The organism is Pseudomonas sp. Leaf59 (assembly GCF_920984685.1).
Classification (GTDB): domain Bacteria; phylum Pseudomonadota; class Gammaproteobacteria; order Pseudomonadales; family Pseudomonadaceae; genus Aquipseudomonas.
Genome location: NZ_CAKLBR010000035.1, coordinates 1 through 21,391, shown reverse-complemented (window position 1 = coordinate 21,391; position 21,391 = coordinate 1). Strand labels below are relative to the sequence as shown.

The following is a 21,391-nucleotide window of genomic DNA, read 5'->3' as shown; positions in this document are numbered from 1 at the left end:
CCTCAAGGCTTGTCAGTCAGGTTTTTGCCGATCATCCGCACCAGGATGATCGCCGCGATATTGGCGATGACCACGGCGATCAAGCCGCCGGCCGAGGCCATGCCCACGTCGAACTGCACCAGCGCCTGGTTGTAGATCAGGTAGGCGAGGTTGGTCGAGGCGTAACCGGGGCCGCCGTTGGTGGTGGTGAAGATTTCGGCGAACACCGAGAGCAAAAAGATCGTTTCGATCATCACCACCACCGCAATCGGGCGGGCCAGGTGCGGCAGGGTCAGGTGCCAGAAAATCGCGATGGCGCCGGCACCGTCCAGGCGCGCGGCTTCCTTTTGCTCCTGGTCCAGGGACTGCATGGCGGTCATCAGCAGCAGAATCGCGAAGGGCAGCCATTGCCACGACACAATGATGATGATCGACAACAGCGGGTAGTGCGCCAGCCAGTCCACGGGTTCGGCGCCGAAGAACTTCCACACGGCGGCGAGAATCCCCGACACGGGGTGGAAAATCAGGTTTTTCCAGATCAGCGCACCGACGGTGGGCATGATGAAAAACGGCGAAATCAGCATCACCCGCACCAGGCCACGGCCGAGGAACTCACTGGCCTCGAGCAGGGCACTGATCAACACGCCAAACACCACGCTGATCAACAGCACGCTGCCCACCAGCAACAGGGTGTTGGTGGCGCCGGGCAGGAACCCCGAGTCGGTGACGAAATAGGTGAAGTTCTCCAGCCCTACGAACTGGTTTTCACCGGGGTAGAGCAGGTTGTAGCGGATCAGTGAAAAGTACAGGGTCATGCCCAGCGGTACGATCATCCACAGCAGCAGCAAGGCCACCGAAGGGCTGACGAGAAACCAGCCAGGGTTGGCCAGACGGTTTTTGGGTGTTGTATTCATGGCAATCAGGACCAGTGCGGAGCATGAATCGGAGTGCGGTCAGTGTGGGAGGGGGCTTGTTCCCGATAGCGGTGTATCAGTTGATGAATCAGTTGGCTGATCCACTGCTATCGGGAGCAAGCCCCCTCCCACATTTACTGTGGTATTCCCAGTTTATTTGGGATAACCCGCCCGCTTCATTTCACGCTCGGTGGTGGTCTGCGCGGCAGCCAGTGCCTGGTCGACCGTCTGCTGACCGGTCAAGGCACCGGAGAAGAACTTGCCCACTTGCGTACCAATCGCCTGGAACTCGGGAATGGTGACCAGCTGAATCCCGATGTACGGCACCGGCTTGAGGGTCGGCTTGGTCGGATCGGCGACTTTCAGCGATTCCAGAGTCACCTTGGCGAACGGTGCGGCCTTCATGTACTCATCGCTGTAGGTCGAGGCACGCGTGCCTGGCGGTACATTGGCGATGCCGTCCGTCTTGGCGACCAGTGCGCCATATTCCTTGGAGGTTGCCCAACTGGTGAACACCTTGGCGGCGTCCTTGGCCTTGGAGCTGGTTGGAATCGCCAGGCTCCAGGAGTACAGCCACGAGGTGCCCTTGTCGGTTTTTTCGTGGGGGGCGAAGGTGAAGCCGACATGGTCAGCCACTTTGCTCTGGGTCTTGTCGGTGACGAACGAGCCGGCCACGCTGGCATCGACCCAGATCGCGCACTTGCCGCTGTTGAACAGCGCCAGGTTTTCGTTGAAACCGTTGCTCGAAGCACCCGGCGGGCCGGATTTCTTCATGTTGTCGACGTAGAAGTTCAGCGCGTCCTTCCACTCGGGGCCGTTGAACTCGGGCTGCCACTTTTCATCGAACCAGCGCGCCCCGTAGCCGTTGGCCAGGGTGGTGATCAGCGCCATGTTCTCGCCCCAGCCGGCCTTGCCGCGCAGGCACAGGCCGTACTGCTCCTTGGACTTGTCGGTGAGTTTGGCCGCGTATTCGCCGATCTGGCTCCAGGTCGGGTGCTCGGGCATGGTCAGCCCGGCGTCCTTGAACAGGTCGGTGCGGTAATAGGTGATCGAGCTTTCGGCGTAGAACGGCAGGGCGTACAGCGAACCCTTGACCGACAAACCGTCACGCACCGAAGGGAATACATCATCCAGGTCGTAGGAAGCCGGCAGGTCCTTCATCGGCTCCAGCCAGCCCTTGGCGCCCCACAGTGCAGCTTCGTACATGCCGATGGTCAGCACATCGAACTGCCCGCCCTGGGTGGCGATGTCAGTGGTGAGGCGTTGGCGCAGTACGTTTTCTTCGAGCACCACCCAGTTCAGCTTGATCTCCGGGTGCTCGGCCTCGAAGGTTTTCGAGAGCTTTTGCATGCGGATCATGTCGCTGTTGTTGACGGTGGCAATGGTCAGGGTCTGGGCGCCGAAGCTGACGGCGCTGAGGGTCATGCAGGTTGTCATGCAGGTAGAGACAAGCAGTGCTTTCGCTGTGAACTTCATCGCGCACTCCATTTCCGCGCCCAGAGGGCTGCAGAAGGACAGTTATTGTTGTTGTGTCTTCCTACAGGTAGTCAGGAAGAGTGTGCGTTGATTACAGCCCTGAAATGCGCTTGTGACAAATCCTTGGGTGCACGTTCGCTGATACTTTTTTGCACTCGTTGGCAGTTTGGCTGAGGGGGGCAGGTCAGGTTAGGCTTGGGCAAAGCGCGCCGATCACACGGTGACGGCGCGCTTGTTCCTGTGCAGGGTGTTCAGGAACGGTTATACCCGTGAGGAAAGGGATTTTTTGGTTTCGTTATGAGATTTTCCATCCAGTTTTTATTCAACGGGCTGATTAATGCCTCTCCCTCCAATATCTTTATATTTTTACCTTCCCACTGGGCCATGACTTTCTTGAGGTTCTGCGTGTATTCGCGAGCGGGACAGGCAATATCGGTCCATGGGTCCACGATCCAGGCGTCGTTCCAGGCTTGCTCGGAAAAGTCGACGGTCCCTGATGGTAGCGTTGAGGGTCCACCCACCACCGTGAACGCGTGAGCGTCCGATGCATACCATTCATAGGCTCTACCGCCGCTCTTATTAATAATGTCCTTGGACAAAATCGCCATTTCTCCGCAGTTGCCAGCCCCGGTTTTAAGCACGAGATTGGCGCGATTTGGCGCGTGGCTCTCCGCAGTATTACGTATCCAACTGAGGGTCTGTAATGCGGCTTGCGCACGCGCCTTATCCGCCGTGGACCGCACTTGATTGCCGGGTCCCAGCCCTGTGGCTTTCATTCCAAGATTGACATTGGATTTGGCTTGCTCTGCATAGAATTTGTTCTGCTGTTCCACCGTTCTGGTTGCGAAGTCAGCAGGTTTATCCAATGCGGCCACTTGTATCGGCCTTAGAGCGATGTCGGCTTTACCGATCGCGTCGTGCCGTTGCAGTTGATAAACGACTTCACGCTGCTGTTCCGGGGTCATCTCTTTACAATAGACTTTTAGCTCATCGACTTCCTGTCTCGTATAGCCAGAACGCTCCAGCGCTTGAAACGCCATATCGAGTTTCGGCAAGGCAATAAAATCGTGATCAATGGGAACGTGGGAAACGCCTTGGCGTATGTTGAGCTTAGCCTTATAGCTCCTGACCAACGGTAATTCTCTGGGTGTGCATTTTATAAAGGTCAGTTCGTCGCCAGGCGCTTTGTTTAATGTCGCAACGTAAAACTCGCCGATATCCGCTTCGATCACCAAGTATTGATTGGTACTGCCGGTGATCGAGTCCTTAACCACGATACCTCGCAACTCGCGCTTGTCATCGCACGCCGTGCTGATGCTGTTGAGCTTCACCACCCGGCTTTCCCGCGCCAACGCGTCACTGGGTTGCGCACTGTAAAAGCCGAACTGTGGATCCTGCGTGATCGTGCCTTTGACAATGTCCTTGTAGGTGATGCGTTTTTTATCAAGGACGGGCATCAGTTGGGGACCCATTTCACCTTCAACCAACTTAAACCGACGTCGCTCGAAAATGACGAATTGATTCTTTTTGAACAGCTTCGGTTCCGAGGGGAACAGCCGCACGTGCTCAAGCGCCTGCAGTTCCTGGGTCAACTCACTGGATACGTTGTCGATGATCTTGGAGAAACAGGTGTCATTGGCACCGCGCCTGAATCGGCCAGTGAGCCCTGTCGGGGCTCGGCAGATCGCCTCGAAACCTTCGAGCGGTTTAAAGTGATCGGCCGATTCCAGGTCAGTCAATACACCAGGCGCGTGGGTATCGTAACGGTAGACCTTGCCCTCGTTGATCAGGTCAAAGCCATTGACGCGCGGGAGGGTAAAGGCGTCTTCGGCCAATGATTTTTGCGCTACCAGCGCTGAGGTGCCGTCTGAAAAGGTTTCTTTTTGCACGAGTGATGTTGTGTCGGACACGAACCCTTTCAGCGCCGGCCCATAGGCTTGTGCTGTTTTGCTGTCGTAGGCGTACCAGTTACCTTCCTGGAAAATTGCCGTCACTTTGGTGTGTGGGGGTGTATCGGAGCTTATGACGACACCGTCTTCCATGTTGGACGGCTGCACAAACTTCCCGTCGCCCAGTTCCGCCAGATGGCTTTGCTGCAGTCGACTGGTTGAAAGGAGCGTCTGTGAGGTACTGTTGGCTGTAAGGTCTCTGATCACAAGATCTTCACCTTCTTTGGCGCCGAACTTCTCAATGAATTTGGCAGACACCTTGACCGCCGCCCAGCCTGTACCCGATTTGAGCAGTGACCAGAGTTTGCCTGCACCTTCCGTGGCTGCATACATGACGATGTCGACGCCCAGGTCGTATACCGCTTTCTTATAATCGCCGTTGTAAAGGTCCAGAATACTTGAGCCGCCGGGTACTACTTTCATGAAGCCCAGGAAGACATCACTGGGCTCGACGGCATTGTCCACAGGGTTGAACCCACGTTGTTTGTTGGTGAAATTGGCCTTGTTCAGGTAGGCCGTGTCAACCAGCACTTCGGCCACGTGTTGGAACCTGATACTTTCGTAGTTGGCGGGCGTAGTGCCCGCCTGCTCTGCAAACAAAAGTCGCCTGCCCCCTTCATAAACATTGGGGTCGACAACGTGCAGGGGCGTCAAGACGACGTTGGGGGTGAGTTCAGGTTTTGGCTCTGCGCCACTTTGGAAGGCCTTCAAGTCGATGGTTACGCTGCCGGCTTTGCCGTGAAGCACCGAACGGTCTATAGCCGGGATTTGTATTATTTTTCCAGCGCCCGGGTAGACGGCGAGCGTGTACTGCTTTCCGTAGTGATCGACATCCAGCACGATACCGCCGGTATTTCCCACGGCGTACAGGTTCATTCCGCCATTCTTCAAGGCAACGCGAATCGGCAATGGCAGTTTGCTGAGCATATCCTTGAGTTGCGAAATACTGTGGGTCCTGCGCTGCGTATAGTCCTGTTCGATAGCGTTATTAAATTGCTCTTTTATGACCGGTAATTCAGAGGCGTGCCTGCGCAGGTTCTCGACGTCCACCCCGGGCTTTTCCGGATCCCACTGATCACCCAGACGGCCGGACTCATACACTGCGGCAATGCTCGCTTTAACGCCGGAAAATATCTTGCCGACCCTCTCCCGTACGTACGTATTCTCGAAATCGATAGTGGAACCAAATTTTGCCCGCAACGCTTCAAGGGCCATCGCCCGCCTGCTGGGCGCCTTGACGGTACCCAGAAACTTGCTGGCGGCAGCCACTTCAGTGGTCTGTTTATTCAGGGATTTTTGCGCGGTTGCCATTTGTTCCAGGGTGTATTCATCCTTGTCACTCTTCACGACATGACCGTTGCAGATAGCCCAATCCATCACCGGATTCATCCCGGCCATGGCGCGTTGTTGGGTCTCATCAGCTGAAATGGGATCAATCCCGATAAACCGGGTGATCTGTTCATCGCTCATGCCGGTGGCTGCACCGGGGGCTATCTGTTCGACCAGATTTACCCCCATCGTGTAGATGGCAAACTCGGAGGAGCCCAGCGTCGCCGCTGACGGCAGGTCTTTGCGTACAAACTGTGGCGCCATACCTGACTTCAGCAAATGCGAGGCGATCGGGGCAAGTGCCGCGGGTACCTTACCGGTGTCAATCAAGTGTTTATCGAAACGCTGGCTGATTTCGTTGGGGTGAAGTCCCCAGTTATCAGCGTGCATGAAGTGGAAGTCTGCAACCTTATTGCGCGCAGAGCCCGCCTTCGGATCGAGCTCCAGCACCAGGGCTGTCAACAGCCACTGCTTCAGGCTGGTCGTGGTCGTGCGCCCCTGCATGTCGATTTCCAGCTTCGCGGCAAATTCGACGGCTTTATCACTGGACAATATCCGTTCCAGTGCTTTGTCAGGTTGGGCACTGAGACCAGTGATACCGGCGCTTAAGTAGCTCCAAAGGCTGTCGTGCTGGCCGATATTGTCTTTCACAAACTCCGCCACCTTGCTGCGCTGTTTAACGCTGAGGGGGAGGTCGGTGGAGAGAAACCCCCAGAGGTTGCCCAAGGCCGGTGATTGAGGGACGGGCGTTTGCAACGCCTTTAACAGGTTTTCGGTCTGCTGAGTCGACGTGACGTCGTTCCATTTGTTGTCTCGAAGAAACTGCCGAAGAGTTCTGGCACCCTTAGGCTGATGCGACGAATCAGGATCGCTATTGATCCATGTCGAGGTGTCCTCCGCATTGAGGCGTTTAAGCTCACCAATGAGGGCGTATCGATCATTGCTGTCCCCCAACGCTGTTTTTTTTCGGATCAAATCGTTCACGATTCGATCCGTGTCTTCAACAGGCGTAGGGAACTGTTGTGTTCGCCCCATCATCTGCGTTTGTTGTACGAAGGCCGGACCGCTGTAGTGGGTGCTGATACCATAAAAATTGCACACCGATTCAAACGGTGCATTGGCGCTGATGGTTCCCGGCAGCTTCATTTCTGCTCCACGTGTTGCGAAGGGCGCTGCGGCATTCAACACTGGCGTGAGCACGTCAAAATACCCAGGGTATTTTTCCGCAAAATCATTGGCGGTGTAACGCCGGTCTATGCCATTGACCTTGCCGACCAGCGCCCGGTCCGAGGGGGCATAGCGCAGGGACGCCAAGTCCACTTTCTGTTCGCGGGCCCACTCGATGAACCCGCGTGCGTTCAGCGCCTTGCCAAGGTAATCCCACCATTGTCCGAACAGACTGTCGTGCGGTATCGAATCGATGACTTTGTTGGAGGCTTGGGTGGGATCGGCCTTCACTGCGAGCATTGCGCGGTACATGGCGATGGCCAGTGCGCTTTCGGCGCTTTCTGCTCCTGTTTCCACTGAGTCAGCGTCACTGGATTTAATCGCTTGCGCCAGAGCTTCAAGCCTGGATGGCTTGATGGACGTGTCAGAGAGTTGATTGCTCACTGCCTGCTGTCGCTTGCGCACAACCTGGGACGCCGCATCGTTGGCGGTTGTGTCCACCAATGCTTTGAAACCTTTGTTTTGGGACATCTCTGCTATTCGGCGCAGGACGCTCACCACAGGCTGTTGTGTTGAACCTTGTCGTTCAGGGACCGGCTCGTTGTAAAACCGCATCACTTCGTCCAATGATGCAGATGCGGCCGGATATTCAACGGCAGCGCCAGAGCCGCCTGCCATTTGTTGGACGGCGTTCTTGATTTCTTCCCAGATATCATGCCAATCCGAAACATCGTTCAAGGTGAAGGTCTTGTCCTTGCCTTCGACGTTGCCTGTCAATTCCCCGCTGTCTGGAAGGAATCTGACGCTGGAAGCAGTGATGTTGTTGTTTTTTAAAAAGGTTGTAAAAACGTCGCTGCTCAGCGCTTTTAAAAGGTGCGCGCGCGCCTGGTTAAATGTCGAATATTCCGGAATTTCGTTGAGGATAATCTCAGAGGCCGACAGCCCCATGTGTGTGCTACGCGGTTCCGGCAACAGCTTAATCAATGCCTGACTGCATAGCACCGCCAGCTCTTTGTCAGCGCATTTTACTCTTTCTGCTGCCGTTAACGGCGCGAACTCGGCCAGGCGTTGGTTCAGTTGATGCGGCGGTAAGTCTGCGATCGCTTGGCGGGCCTCTTTTTTTTGCTGGTCGCGCTTGGCAACAAGCTGCGTGTAATGCTTGTCGGATTTGTCCGGCTCTGGGAAGGTGCCTTTCAACAGTTTTTCGATGATAGGCAGCACGTCATCACCGGTAGTGGATCGAGGCAAATCGTAAAACGCGATCAGGTTTCTGAGGGACACGAAATCCTTGTCAGAGAAGTTGATCAGGTCCCAAATGGATAGTTTTTCTACTGCCGCCAGAACGTCCACCGAAGCACGCGCCCAACCGTCATCCGTCCGTGAGTAGATGTCATAGTAAGTGCCCTTTTTGAGGGCAATCAAACTCCCTGTTTTATCGATCATGATGGTGTTGAGGTCAATATCATTGGCCTGCGCAAACGATTTGAACGGCTCCGAGTGCAGTGCGTTCGCAAGTTCGCTCCAGCGCTGACGGAAAGTGGAGTCATTTGGGATTGCTATCTGCTCGGAATCAACAGATGCGTTTTTGTCGAGCTTTTCGCGGATCAGGCCATTGGCAATATCGGCGGCCAGTTGGCGGTCACCACGCTCAACCAGGGCGCCGGCGAATTGGTTGATTTTCTCTTGGCGCGGGTTGGAAGCAGGCGTTGAACCCTGCAGGTCTCTGCGCGTTCGCAAGGCAGGGCGCATGTTCGCCGCGCTGAGCGTGGCAGCGTCGGCAAGCGGCACCCTTGGGGCGCTCTCAGCCGGGTGAGGGGGCTGTGTGTGGAGGGCAGGAAGTTTTTGCGCGCTAATGATCATTGCCTATCCTTGAACCGGCTGTCAGAAAAATATCACCTGCTAGGGAGAGCGGTGATGTTGTTGCTGAGTGGCTGGAGGACTAATGGCGTTCACTAGGCATGTGTGACAGGCAATGTAGCCATTTTTTGATCGTGCCTGCACGGAGGTGGGTGCGGTCAATGTCAGGCGAGGTTCTGCTCGGTCAACCGCTGCACCGCCAACCGCCTATAGTGGGAGGGCGTCATGCCCTTGAGCTGTTGAAAACGCCGGTTGAAGTTGGAAATGTTATTGAACCCCGATTCGAAACACACATCCGTCACCGCCTTCTCTCCGTCAGCCAGCAACTCGCAGGATTTGCTGATGCGTAAACGGTTAACAAATTCGACAAAGGTACGGCCCGTCGCCTGCTTGAACACTCTTGAGAAGTAGGTGGGCTTCATCCCCAGGTAGTCCGCCACTTCCTCCAGCGGCAACTCCCGTGCGTAGTGAGCAAAAATGTAATCCACCGCGCGGTTGGTGCGGTCAATGTTGTGTTCGTCGGCCAATTGCGGCGTGGTGGCGCCCGAGAGCAATTGATAATCCTCACACGTGCTCAGCGCCTCCATCAGGATGAAGAAGTGCCCCAGTCGCGCGATGCCCTGGGTTTCCTCAATGCGCTGCATCAGGCCCATGGCCAGTGCGATGGTTTTTTTGCAGCGAAATTCGATGCCGTACTGTGCGCGCTCCAGCAACGGTTCCAGGCGTTTGAGTTCGGCGAAGACATGGCTGCCGTGTTCGAATAATTCATCGGTGAAGTTCACCAGCATGTCGCGCTTGGGCACCACTTCGTCTTCTTCCACCTGGCTGATCCAGTTGTGGGGCAGGTTGGGGCCGGTGAGAAACAGGCTTTCCGGGTAGAAGTTGCCGATGTAGTCACCGATAAACACCTTGCCCGAGCTGGCAACGATCAAGTGCAGCTCGTATTCCTTGTGGAAATGCCAGCGCACCAGCGGGCAGGGGAAACCGTGCTGGCGATAGATGATGGACAGACCGTTGTGATCGTCCATCAGTTCGTAGGAAGGGTCGGTAACTCGCGTTGCTCGGGTCATGGCGCCGTCGCTTTATTGTGATTGCTGCACAGATAATGCCTCCTCACGCACCACCTCGCCAGCGCCGGCCTCATAGGGCGCGGTTTTTTGCCTCGATCCACTGCGACATGTACTGCGTGCTCTTGTGGGCATGGTGACGCAGCATGCTGCCGGTGAAGTTGTTGCGGCGGTGGCTGGCGAGGTGGATGCGGCAGTTTTCCAGGCATTGCACCAGCGCCGGGCCGTGGATGCGCTGGTCATAGCGGCGGGCGAGCAGTTGGCGACCCTGTTCCTGGGCCTGGGTCCAGCGCTCACGGCCCTGATAAAGGGCGACGGCGGCGGCGGCGAGCGCCTGGGCTCCGTGTTCGATCATGCCGGGCCAGGGCTGTTCATCGCCCATGGCTTCGGCACCGATGGGCGTGGTGACGTTGGGTGTGCCACACAGCATGGCGTCGGCCAGTTTGCCTTTTATCCCCGCGCCGAAGCGTAGCGGCGCCAGGCAGATGCGCGCGGCGCTCATCACCTGCAGCGCATCTTCGGCCCAGTTCAGCACATGAAAACCCTGCGCCGGGTCGTGCAGGGCAGTGGCCTTGGGTGGTGTGTAAGCGCCATAGATGTGCAATTGGACGCCCGGCAGTTGCTGGCGGATCAGCGGCCAGATGCTGCTCTTCATCCACAGCACGGCATCCCAGTTGGGGGCGTGGCGAAAGTTGCCGATGCTGAGAAAATGCGCGCGGTCTTCAAAGGGCGCAAAGGCGGCGGTGGGCGGCTGCATCATCAGCGGGCACCAGTGGAGCAGGGCGGCTGGCACCTTGAATTGCTCGGTGAGCAGGCGGATTTCCACGTCGGAAATCATCAGGCTGATATCGCAGCGATAAATGGCAGCGATTTCGCGTTTTGCGAGGTCCGTGTCAGCCATGCGCTGGAATTCGTCCCTCAGCGCAGGGGCGAACAGAGCAGTGAAGTCGTCACTGTCGGAATGCGCTTTTGCGTGCTCCTTGAAACGCTGGTGACGTGCGTCGCGCAGGCTTTGCAGGTCCGAGGTTTCCAGCACGCGCAGCGCGCCGGGGCAGCACTTTTCCACGCGCCAGCCGAATTGCTCTTCCATCATGAAACGGTCGAACAGCACGATATCCGGGGCCAGCTCACGGATAAACTCATCGAAACTGCTGTTATTGAGTTCGATGGCGCATTCGGCAATGCCCAGCGTCGACAAGTCGGCCTTATGCTCGCCGAGTGCGGCCGGACTGCTAAAGGTAATGTCCCAACCTTGGGTGAGAAACGTCTCAAGAATCTGCATCATATGCCCGCCTGCCGCCGAGGAACGGGGTTCCGGCCAGACGTAACCAATAACCAGGACTTTGGTGGAGGGCTGATTTATCAAGGGCGGGTTCCTGAAAAGGGGCGGGCAAAAAGCGTGCAATTAAACCACAACCCGGGGTGATGACAATTTGCCTGCGGGGTAGGTAGCGGCGGCACTTTGTGGTTAACTTCGGCCTCTCGAATTCGTTTCATCAAACCCGTATAAGGATTTCGTTCATGGCTCAAGTCACTCTCAAAGGTAACCCTGTCCAGGTTGAAGGCGAACTGCCACAGGCCGGTTCCCAGGCTCCCGACTTTACCCTGACCGCCGGTGACCTGTCGGATGCCACCCTGGCTTCCTTCGCCGGCAAGCGCAAAGTGTTGAATATCTTCCCAAGCGTCGATACCCCGACCTGCGCCACCTCGGTGCGCAAGTTCAATGCCCAGGCCAACGAGCTGAGCAACACTGTGGTGCTGTGCATTTCCTCCGACCTGCCGTTCGCCCAGGCGCGTTTCTGCGGTTCCGAAGGCCTGGAAAACGTGAAAAGCCTGTCGGATTTCCGCAGCGCTGCCTTCTCCCAGGACTACGGTGTCGATATCACCGACGGCCCACTGCGCAGCCTGACCGCCCGCGCCGTGGTAGTGCTGGACGAAAACGACACAGTGCTGCACAGCGAGCTGGTGGCTGAAATTGGCCAGGAGCCAAACTACGAAGCCGCCCTGGCTGTTTTGAAGTAACTGTTTCGGTACATTACTGCGATCTTGCAGTAATACGCCTGATACATGCTTGCGGCCTGGCCTCGTCCAGGCCGTTTTTATTTGAGCTTCAGCGGCTTAGCGAAATAGCATTTGAACTAAGCTGCAACGGTTGAAACCTGTAAGCCCAAGGTAAATAGCCGGTAAAGGCGCTTTTCTTAAACTGCCCCAGTGCTTATCTTTCAGCCTCCCAAAGAAGAAGCTCTCGCGCCCAATGGTTGATCACTCCATGCAATCCTCCCCCCGCAACTCCCGCCGCTGGCTGCTCGGCCTGCTTGTGCTGCTGGTTATCGCCGGCCTGTGCTGGAAATTCTGGCCCGGCAGTAGCGCCCACAAGGACGCGGCGGCGGGGCACACCGGCAAAACCGGCATGGCCCGCCCGGGCTTCGGCGGGTCCACCGGGCCGGTGCCGGTGCGTGTGGCGCCGGCGGTGCTGGGGGAGTTCCCGGTGTACTACAAGGCGTTGGGTACGGTCACCGCGCTCAACACCATCAATGTACGCAGCCGGGTCGGTGGGGAGCTGGTCAAGATCGCCTTTGAAGAGGGGCAGATGGTCAAGGCTGGCGACCTGCTGGCGGAAATAGATCCGCGCAGCTACCAGAACGCCTTGCTCCAGGCCCAGGGCACGCTGCTGCAGAACCAGGCGCAGTTGAAAAACGCCCAGGTTGATGTGCAGCGTTATCGCGACCTGTACAAGCAGGACAGCATCGCCAAGCAGACGCTGGACACCGCCGAAGCGCTGGTCCTGCAATACCAGGGCACGGTCAAGACCAACCAGGGCGCGGTGGATGACGCGAAGCTCAATCTCGAATTCACCAAAATCCGCGCACCGATTGCCGGCCGCGTTGGCCTGCGTCAGCTGGACGTCGGCAACCTCGTCGCCGCCAACGACACGACCGCCCTGGCCGTGATCACCCAGACCCAGCCGATCAGCGTGGCTTTTACCCTGCCGGAAAACACCCTGGACACCGTGCTCGCCCGTTACCACGCCGGCAACAAACTGCCGGTTGAGGCCTGGGACCGTGGCGACGCGAATAAACAGGCCGTCGGCGTACTGCAAAGCCTGGACAACCAGATCGACGTCACCACCGGCACCCTGAAATTCAAGGCACGCTTCGATAACAAGGATCAGGCACTGTTTCCCAACCAGTTCGTCAACGTGCACCTGCTGGCCGATACCCTGCGTGACGTGGTGCTGGCGCCGTCCGCCGCGATCCAGTTCGGCAACAACGGCACCTTCGTCTACGTGCTCGATGGCGACCGGAAGGTCAAGGTTCAGCCGCTGGTAGTCGGCGATACCGACGGCGACAACACCGTGATCAAAGAGGGCCTGAAGGCTGGCGACCGCGTGGTCATGGAAGGCACCGACCGGCTCAAGGACGGCAGCGAAATCGAAGTGGTCAACGACAGTGCCGAAGTGCCCACCACCCCGACCGAACACCTGCAAGGCAAACCTGCGGCCAAAACCGAGAGCGGCGTTAACGCCGGCAAGGCGCAAAAGGTCGGTTCATGAACCTGTCGCGGCTGTTTATTCTTCGCCCGGTCGCCACCACGCTGAGCATGCTGGCCATTGTCCTGGCCGGCATCATCGCGTACCGGCTGCTGCCGGTATCGGCGTTGCCCCAGGTGGATTACCCGACGATCCGGGTGATGACCCTGTACCCCGGCGCCAGCCCCGACGTAATGACCAGCGCGGTCACCGCGCCGCTTGAGCGCCAGTTCGGGCAAATGCCCGGCCTTACGCAGATGGCGTCGACCAGCTCAGGCGGCGCCTCGGTGCTGACCCTGCGCTTCAACCTCGACATCAACATGGACGTCGCCGAGCAACAGGTGCAGGCCGCCATCAACGCCGCCACCAACCTGTTGCCCAAGGACCTGCCGGCGCCGCCGGTGTACAACAAGGTCAACCCGGCGGACACCCCGGTGCTGACCCTGGCAATCACCTCCAAAACCATGCTGCTGCCCAAGCTCAATGACCTGGTCGACACCCGCATGGCGCAAAAGATCGCGCAGATCAGCGGCGTCGGCATGGTCAGCATCGCCGGCGGCCAGCGTCAGGCCGTGCGCATCAAGGTCAACCCCGAGGCTCTGGCAGCCAATGGCCTGAACCTGTCGGACGTGCGCACCCTGATCGCCGCGTCCAACGTCAACCAGCCCAAGGGTAACTTCGACGGTCCCACGCGGGTGTCGATGCTCGACGCCAACGATCAACTGGTCTCGCCCCAGCAATACGCCGAGCTGATCCTCGCCTACAACAATGGCGCGCCGTTGCGTCTCAAGGATGTGGCGCAGATCGTCGACGGCGCCGAAAACGAACGCCTTGCCGCCTGGGCCAATGAAAACCAGGCTGTGCTGCTCAATATCCAGCGCCAGCCGGGCGCCAACGTCATCGAGGTGGTCGACCGCATCAAGGCGCTGCTGCCGAGCATCACCGACAACCTGCCGGCCGGCCTGGATGTGGCCGTGCTCACCGACCGCACCCAGACCATTCGCGCCTCGGTCACCGATGTGCAGCACGAATTGCTGATTGCCATTGCCCTGGTGGTGATGGTCACGTTCCTGTTCCTGCGCCGGGTCAGTGCGACCATTATTCCGTCGATCGCCGTGCCACTTTCACTGGTGGGCACCTTTGGCGTGATGTACCTGGCCGGGTTCTCCATCAACAACCTGACGCTGATGGCCCTGACCATCGCCACCGGTTTCGTGGTGGACGATGCCATCGTGATGCTGGAAAACATCGCGCGCTATATCGAGGAAGGGGAGACGCCCATGGCGGCAGCGCTCAAGGGCGCGCGGCAGATCGGCTTCACCCTGATTTCCCTGACGCTGTCGCTGATCGCCGTGTTGATTCCGCTGCTGTTCATGGCGGATGTGGTGGGGCGGCTGTTTCGCGAGTTCGCCATCACCCTGGCGGTGGCAATCCTGATCTCCCTGGTGGTCTCGCTCACCCTCACGCCGATGATGTGCGCGCGCTTGCTCAAGCGCGAGCCCGAGGAAGCGGAGCAAAGCCGCTTCTACAAGGCCAGCGGCGCCTGGATCGATTGGCTGATCAACGGCTACGCGCGCATGCTGCAATGGGTGCTCAGGCACCAGCCGCTGACCCTGCTGGTGGCCATCGCGACCCTGGGCCTCACCGTGGTGCTGTACTTGGTGGTGCCCAAGGGCTTTTTCCCGGTGCAGGACACCGGGGTGATCCAGGGTGTTTCCGAGGCGCCGCAGTCGATTTCGTTTGCCGCCATGAGCCAGCGCCAACAGGAACTGGCCAAAATCATCCTGGCCGACCCCTCCGTAGAAAGCCTGTCGTCCTATATCGGCGTGGACGGTGACAACGCCACGCTCAACAGTGGCCGTTTGCTGATCAACCTCAAGCCCCACGCCGCACGTGACCTGAGCGCGACCGAGGTGATCGCACGCCTGCAACCGCAGATCGACAAGCTGGTGGGCATTCGCCTGTTCATGCAACCGGTGCAGGACCTGACCATCGAAGACCGCGTCAGTCGCACCCAATACCAGTTCAGCATGTCGTCCCCGGACGCCGAGCTGCTGGCGCTGTGGAGCGGCAAGCTGGTGCAGGCCCTCAGTCAGTTGCCGGAGTTGACCGACGTCGCCAGCGACCTGCAGGACAAGGGCCTGCAGGTGTATCTGGTGATCGACCGCGATGCGGCCTCGCGCCTGGGGGTCAGCGTGTCGACCATTACCGATGCGCTGTACGACGCCTTCGGCCAGCGGCAGATCTCGACCATCTACACCCAGGCCAGCCAGTACCGTGTGGTATTGCAGGCCCAGTCGGGCGAAACCCTCGGCCCGGAGGCGCTGAACCAGATCCACGTGAAAACCACCGATGGCGGCCAGGTGCGGCTGTCGAGCCTCGCCCGCGTGGAACAGCGCCAGGCGCAGTTGGCGATTGCGCACATCGGTCAGTTCCCGGCGGTGATGATGTCGTTCAACCTGGCCCCGGGCGTCGCGCTGGGCAAAGGCGTGGAACTGATCAACCAGACGCAGAAGGACATCGGCATGCCGGTGGGCGTGCAGACCCAGTTCCAGGGCGCGGCCCAGGCGTTCGAGGCTTCGCTGTCGAGCACCCTGCTGCTGATCCTGGCGGCGGTGGTCACCATGTACATCGTGCTTGGCGTGTTGTACGAGAGCTATATCCACCCGATCACCATCCTCTCGACTCTGCCCTCGGCAGCGGTGGGCGCGTTGCTCGCCTTGCTGCTCAGCGGTAATGACCTGGGCATGATCGCGATCATCGGCATCATTTTGCTGATCGGTATCGTGAAGAAGAACGCGATCATGATGATCGACTTCGCCCTCGACGCCGAACGCAACCAGGGCCTTGACCCGCAGACGGCGATCTATCAGGCGGCGCTGCTGCGTTTCCGGCCGATCCTGATGACCACCCTGGCCGCGCTGTTCGGTGCGGTGCCGCTGATGCTCGCCAGCGGTTCCGGCGCCGAGTTGCGCCAGCCTCTGGGCCTGGTGATGGTCGGTGGCCTGCTGGTGAGCCAGGTGTTGACGCTGTTCACCACGCCGGTGATCTACCTGTACTTCGATCGTCTGGGACGGCGTTGGCGCAAAGAGCCGCAACGCCTGGAGCCGGTTGAGCCATGAACCTGTCCGGACCTTTCATTCGCCGGCCGGTCGCCACGCTGCTGCTGAGCCTGGCGATCATGCTGCTGGGCGGTGTCAGCTTCAACCTGCTGCCGGTGTCGCCCTTGCCGCAGATCGACTTCCCGGTGATCGTGGTGTCGGCCAGCCTGCCCGGGGCCAGCCCCGAAGTGATGGCGTCCACCGTGGCCACGCCGCTGGAGCGTTCCTTCGGCTCGATTGCCGGCATCACCACCATGAGCAGTTCGTCCAGCCAAGGCTCCACCCGGGTGATTTTGGCGTTCGACTCCGACCGCGATATCAACGGCGCGGCAAGGGAGGTGCAGGCCGCCATCAACGCGTCGCGCAACCTGCTGCCCAGCGGCATGCGCAGCATGCCCACCTACAAGAAGATCAACCCGTCCCAGGCGCCGGTCATGGTGCTGTCGCTGACCTCGGACGTGTTGCAGAAGGGGCAGCTCTACGACCTGGCCTCGACCATCCTCTCGCAAAGCCTGTCGCAGGTGCCCGGCGTGGGCGAAGTGCAGATCGGCGGCAGTTCGCTGCCGGCGGTGCGCATCGAACTGCAACCCAAGGCCCTCGACCAGTACGGCGTGGCCCTGGACGATGTGCGTAACACCATCGCCAATGCCAACCAGCGCCGGCCCAAGGGCTCGCTGGAAGACAGCCAGCGCAACTGGCAGATCCAGGCCAACGACCAGTTGGAAAAAGCCAAGGACTACGAGCCGCTGCTGATTCGCTACCAGAATGGCGCGGCCCTGCGCCTGTCGGACGTGGCGAAGATCACCGACGGCGTCGAAGACCGCTACAACAGTGGCTTCTTCAACAACGATTCGGCGGTGCTGCTGGTGATCAACCGCCAGTCCGGCGCCAACATCATCGAAACGGTCAGGCAGATCAAGGCGCAGTTGCCGGCGTTGCAGGCGGTGTTGCCGTCCAGCGTCAAGCTCAGCCTGGCCATGGACCGCTCACCGGTGATCACCGCCACCCTGCATGAAGCCGAGATGACCCTGCTGATCGCGGTGGGCCTGGTGATCCTGGTGGTGTACCTGTTTCTCGGCAATTTCCGCGCGTCGCTGATCCCGACCCTGGCGGTGCCGGTGTCGCTGGTGGGCACCTTCGCGGTGATGTACCTGTATGGGTTCTCGCTGAACAATTTTTCACTGATGGCGTTGATCCTCGCCACCGGCCTGGTGGTGGACGATGCCATCGTGGTGCTGGAGAACATCTCCCGGCATATCGACGACGGTGTGCCACCGATGAAGGCAGCGTACCTGGGCGCTCAGGAAGTGGGCTTTACCTTGCTGTCGATGAACGTGTCGCTGGTTGCGGTGTTCCTTTCCATCCTGTTCATGGGCGGCATCGTCACCAGCCTGTTTCGTGAGTTCTCGATCACCCTGTCGGCGGCGATCATTGTGTCGCTGATCGTCTCGCTGACCCTGACCCCGATGCTCTGCGCACGCTGGCTCAAGCCCCAGGTCAAGGGCCGCATGACCGGGCTGCAGCGCTGGAGCCAGAAGGTCAACGACCGCATGGTGGCCGGCTATGCCATCAGCCTGGACTGGGTGCTGCGCCATCGGCGCCTGACATTGCTCAGCCTGCTGCTGACCATCGGCGTGAACGTCGCGCTGTATGTGGTGGTGCCCAAGACCTTCATGCCTCAGCAGGACACCGGCCAGCTGATCGGCTTCGTGCGCGGTGACGACGGCCTGTCGTTCAGCGTGATGCAGCCGAAGATGGAGACATTCCGCAAGGCAGTGCTCAAGGACCCGGCGGTGCTCAGCGTGGCCGGCTTTATCGGCGGCAACAACGGCACCAACAACGCGGTAATGCTGGTACGCCTCAAGCCGATTGCCGAGCGCAAGGTGTCTGCCCAGGCGGTGATCGAGCGCCTGCGCAAGGACGTGCCGCTGGTGCCGGGCGGGCGGCTGTTCCTGATGGCCGACCAGGACCTGCAGTTTGGCGGCGGTCGTGACCAGACCAGCGCGCAATATTCCTACATCCTGCAAAGTGGCGATCTTGCCGCGCTGCGGCTGTGGTACCCGAAAGTGGTCGCCGCCTTTCGTACGTTGCCGGAGCTGACCGCCATCGATGCGCGGGAGGGCCGGGGGGCGGCGCAGGTCACGCTGATTGTCGACCGTGACCAGGCCAAGCGCCTGGGCATCGACATGGACATGGTCACGGCGGTGCTCAACAACGCCTACAGCCAGCGGCAGATTTCCACCATCTATGACAGCCTCAACCAGTATCAGGTGGTGATGGAGGTCAACCCCAAATATGCCCAGGACCCGATCACCCTCAACCAGATGCAGGTGATCACCGCCGATGGCGCACGGGTGCCGTTGTCGACCATTGCCCATTACGAAAACAGCCTGGCCAATGACCGGGTCAGCCACGAGGGCCAGTTCGCTTCGGAAAACATTGCCTTCGACATGGCCCCCGGGGTCACGGTGGAGCAGGGCACGGCCGCGATCGAACGGGCGATTGCCAAGGTCGGCTTGCCCGAAGACGTGATCGCCAAGATGGCCGGCACCGCCGACGCCTTTGCCGCCACGCAGAAAGGCCAGCCGTTCATGATCCTCGGCGCGCTGGTGGCGGTGTACCTGGTGCTGGGTATTTTGTACGAGAGCTACATTCACCCGCTGACGATTCTTTCGACGCTGCCGTCGGCCGGGGTCGGCGCCATGCTCGCCATCTACCTGACAGGCGGCGAGTTCAGCCTGATCTCCCTGCTCGGGCTGTTCCTGCTGATCGGCGTGGTGAAGAAAAACGCGATTTTGATGATCGACCTGGCGTTGCAACTGGAGCGCAACGACGGCCTGGGCCCGCTGGAATCGATTCGCAGCGCCTGCCTGCTGCGTCTGCGGCCGATTCTGATGACCACCCTGGCGGCCATCCTCGGCGCCTTGCCCTTGTTGCTGGGCAGCGGCGACGGTGCGGAAATGCGCCATCCGCTGGGCCTGACCATCATCGGCGGCCTGGTGTTCAGCCAGGTCCTGACCCTTTACACCACCCCGGTGGTCTACCTCTATCTCGACCGCGCACGCCACCGTTTCAACGCCTGGCGTGGCGTGCGTACCGATGCTGCCCTGGACTCTGCGCTATGACCGATTCAACGTTTGCCCAATGCGCCATGTTCCGTGGGTCCCGCGTGGCGAGCCTTTTGCTGTGCGGCCTGTTGCTCAGCGCGTGTGCCATTGGCCCCGATTACAAACGCCCGGAGGTGATCGAGCCGGCGCAGTTCAAGGAAGCCCAGGGCTGGCGCCAGGCCACGCCGAGCGACTCCCTGGCCCGTGGTGCCTGGTGGGAGCTGTACGGCGACCGCCAATTGAATGACCTGGTGACGCGTCTGAACACCTCCAACCAGACCGTGGCCCAGGCCGAAGCACGTTTCCGTCAGGCCCAGTCGCTGGTGCGCAGCGCCCGTGGCGCGTTTTACCCCAGCGTCGACCTGAGCGTCGGCAAGACCCGCGCAAGCCAGGGCACCGGCAGCAGCAACGCGAGCCTGAGCAGTTCCAGCAGCGGTATCCGCGACACCCTTAACGCGCAGTTGGGCGTGAGCTGGGAGGCGGACGTGTGGGGCAAGTTGCGCCGAGGCCTGGAAGCCAACGAGGCCAGCGCCGAAGCCAGCGCTGCGGATCTCGCGGCGATGCGCCTGAGCCAACAGTCGGAGCTGGTGCAGAGCTACCTGCAATTGCGCGTGATGGATGAACAGACGCGCTTGTTGCAAGCCACGCTGGACACCTATCAGCGTTCGCTGCAGATGACCGAAAACCAATACCGCGCCGGCATTTCCGGCAAGGACGCGGTCGCCCAGGCACAAACCCAGCTCAAGACCACCCAGGCCAGCCTGATTGACCTGATCTGGCAGCGCGCGCAACTGGAAAACGCCATCGCCGTGCTGGTTGGCGAGGCCCCGGCCAACTTCAACCTGGCGGTGAGCAAGGACATTCCCGCGTTGCCGCAAATCCCGCTGAGCCTGCCTTCGCAACTGCTCGAACGCCGCCCGGACATCGCATCGGCCGAACGCTCGGTGATCGCCGCCAACGCCAATATCGGCGTGGCCAAGGCCGCCTACTACCCGGACTTGAGCCTGAGCCTGGCGGGCGGGTATACCAGCAGTACCTATGCCGACTGGATCAGCCTGCCGAACCGCTTCTGGTCGGTGGGGCCCAAGCTTGCGATGACCCTGTTCGACGGCGGCCAGCGCTCGGCCGAGGTCGACCGCACGGTGGCCTCCTACGACGAGACCGTGGCCAAGTACCGCCAGACGGTGCTGGATGGGTTCCGTGAAGTGGAAAACTACATGGTGCAGCTCAAGGTGCTGGAAGACGAGGCGGTGGTCAGCAACGAAGCGCTGGACGCCGCGCGTGAGTCGTTGCGGTTGACGCAGAACCAGTACAAGGCAGGGTTGATTGCGTATCTGGATGTGGTGACGGTGCAGGCGACCGCATTGAGTAATGAGCGGACGGTGTTGACGTTGCTGCAGACGCGTTTGGTGGCGAGTGTGCAGTTGATTGCGGCGCTGGGTGGGGGGTGGGATGGGGTTACTGCTTCTGGGGGGGAGTGATTGGGTGTATAGCCGTTATTGGGTGTGTAGCCGTTATTGGGGGATGGCTACTGGCGGTTCCGCCCTTACGGCGGGTCACTTTTGGAAAAGAGCCCCAAAAGTAACCAAAAGGGCTCTTGCCCCACCACTCGGCACCTCGCTTAGGCTCGGTGTGCCCGCACGCAGGCTTGAATCCGTGGGCCGCCGCAATGGGCCATCCATGGCCCAGTGCGGCTAACCCGGCGTCCTGCCGGGTTACCCACGGATTCAAGCCTGCGTGCGGCCAGCGTGGTTGACGGGGCGCTTGAGATCAAGATCAAAAGCCAAAGCAGAGCCAGAGCAAAGCAGATCAAAAGCAGTGTGATATCCAACAGACAAATGGAGATCAACTGTGGGAGGGGGCTTGCTCCCGATAGCAGTGGGTCAGCTACCCATAAGCTGACTGACACTCAGCCA

General features: G+C 59.7%; 10 protein-coding genes. 5 read left to right on the top strand and 5 right to left on the bottom strand.

Annotated features, from left to right (window positions below):
* Positions 1-2 precede the first annotated feature (2 nt).
* The 5 genes from LUB09_RS23620 to LUB09_RS23600 form a co-directional block, all read right to left on the bottom strand.
* On the bottom strand, positions 3-893 hold the full coding sequence (locus tag LUB09_RS23620) for a carbohydrate ABC transporter permease (protein WP_057009372.1): 891 nt from the start codon (positions 891-893) through the stop codon (positions 3-5).
* A 153-nt stretch (positions 894-1,046) separates the two neighbouring features.
* Positions 1,047-2,330: an ABC transporter substrate-binding protein gene (locus LUB09_RS23615; RefSeq protein WP_442964111.1), complete on the bottom strand. Its 1,284-nt coding sequence runs from the start codon at positions 2,328-2,330 to the stop codon at positions 1,047-1,049.
* Between the two features lie 290 nt (positions 2,331-2,620).
* The gene (locus tag LUB09_RS23610; protein ID WP_231423831.1) at positions 2,621-8,674 is read right to left on the bottom strand and encodes a hypothetical protein; all 6,054 of its coding nucleotides are present in this window, start codon (positions 8,672-8,674) and stop codon (positions 2,621-2,623) included.
* Between the two features lie 161 nt (positions 8,675-8,835).
* Positions 8,836-9,741, bottom strand: coding sequence for an AraC family transcriptional regulator (locus LUB09_RS23605; protein WP_231423830.1), 906 nt, complete (start codon positions 9,739-9,741; stop codon positions 8,836-8,838).
* Positions 9,742-9,811: 70 nt separating this feature from the next.
* Positions 9,812-11,101, bottom strand: a complete 1,290-nt coding sequence (locus LUB09_RS23600) for a glycosyltransferase (RefSeq protein WP_231423836.1) — start codon at positions 11,099-11,101, stop codon at positions 9,812-9,814.
* Between the two features lie 158 nt (positions 11,102-11,259).
* Between LUB09_RS23600 and tpx the strand changes: the two genes are divergently transcribed.
* From tpx to LUB09_RS23575, 5 genes are all read left to right on the top strand, one after another.
* On the top strand, positions 11,260-11,760 hold the full coding sequence (gene tpx, locus LUB09_RS23595) for a thiol peroxidase (RefSeq protein WP_209981489.1): 501 nt from the start codon (positions 11,260-11,262) through the stop codon (positions 11,758-11,760).
* Positions 11,761-11,992: 232 nt separating this feature from the next.
* Positions 11,993-13,291 (top strand): MdtA/MuxA family multidrug efflux RND transporter periplasmic adaptor subunit, encoded by a 1,299-nt coding sequence (locus LUB09_RS23590; protein ID WP_231423829.1) that lies wholly within the window; start codon positions 11,993-11,995, stop codon positions 13,289-13,291.
* On the top strand, positions 13,288-16,389 hold the full coding sequence (locus tag LUB09_RS23585) for an MdtB/MuxB family multidrug efflux RND transporter permease subunit (protein WP_231423828.1): 3,102 nt from the start codon (positions 13,288-13,290) through the stop codon (positions 16,387-16,389). Before LUB09_RS23590 ends, LUB09_RS23585 begins: the two co-directional genes overlap by 4 nt.
* Positions 16,386-19,493 (top strand): efflux RND transporter permease subunit, encoded by a 3,108-nt coding sequence (locus LUB09_RS23580; RefSeq protein ID WP_209981496.1) that lies wholly within the window; start codon positions 16,386-16,388, stop codon positions 19,491-19,493. The genes LUB09_RS23585 and LUB09_RS23580 overlap by 4 nt, the downstream gene beginning before the upstream one ends.
* On the top strand, positions 19,490-20,956 hold the full coding sequence (locus tag LUB09_RS23575) for an efflux transporter outer membrane subunit (protein WP_209981498.1): 1,467 nt from the start codon (positions 19,490-19,492) through the stop codon (positions 20,954-20,956). Before LUB09_RS23580 ends, LUB09_RS23575 begins: the two co-directional genes overlap by 4 nt.
* Positions 20,957-21,391: the final 435 nt, after the last annotated feature.

Excerpts from the sequence above, each read along its gene's own strand:
- LUB09_RS23580 (WP_209981496.1), top strand. The coding sequence starts at position 16,386 with ATGAACCTGTCCGGACCTTTCATTCGCCGGCCGGTCGCCACGCTGCTG.
- LUB09_RS23590 (WP_231423829.1), top strand. The coding sequence starts at position 11,993 with ATGGTTGATCACTCCATGCAATCCTCCCCCCGCAACTCCCGCCGCTGG.
- LUB09_RS23585 (WP_231423828.1), top strand. The coding sequence starts at position 13,288 with ATGAACCTGTCGCGGCTGTTTATTCTTCGCCCGGTCGCCACCACGCTG.
- LUB09_RS23620 (WP_057009372.1), bottom strand. The coding sequence starts at position 893 with ATGAATACAACACCCAAAAACCGTCTGGCCAACCCTGGCTGGTTTCTC.
- LUB09_RS23575 (WP_209981498.1), top strand. The coding sequence starts at position 19,490 with ATGACCGATTCAACGTTTGCCCAATGCGCCATGTTCCGTGGGTCCCGC.
- LUB09_RS23605 (WP_231423830.1), bottom strand. The coding sequence starts at position 9,741 with ATGACCCGAGCAACGCGAGTTACCGACCCTTCCTACGAACTGATGGAC.
- LUB09_RS23610 (WP_231423831.1), bottom strand. The coding sequence starts at position 8,674 with ATGATCATTAGCGCGCAAAAACTTCCTGCCCTCCACACACAGCCCCCT.
- LUB09_RS23615 (WP_442964111.1), bottom strand. The coding sequence starts at position 2,330 with ATGACAACCTGCATGACCCTCAGCGCCGTCAGCTTCGGCGCCCAGACC.
- tpx (WP_209981489.1), top strand. The coding sequence starts at position 11,260 with ATGGCTCAAGTCACTCTCAAAGGTAACCCTGTCCAGGTTGAAGGCGAA.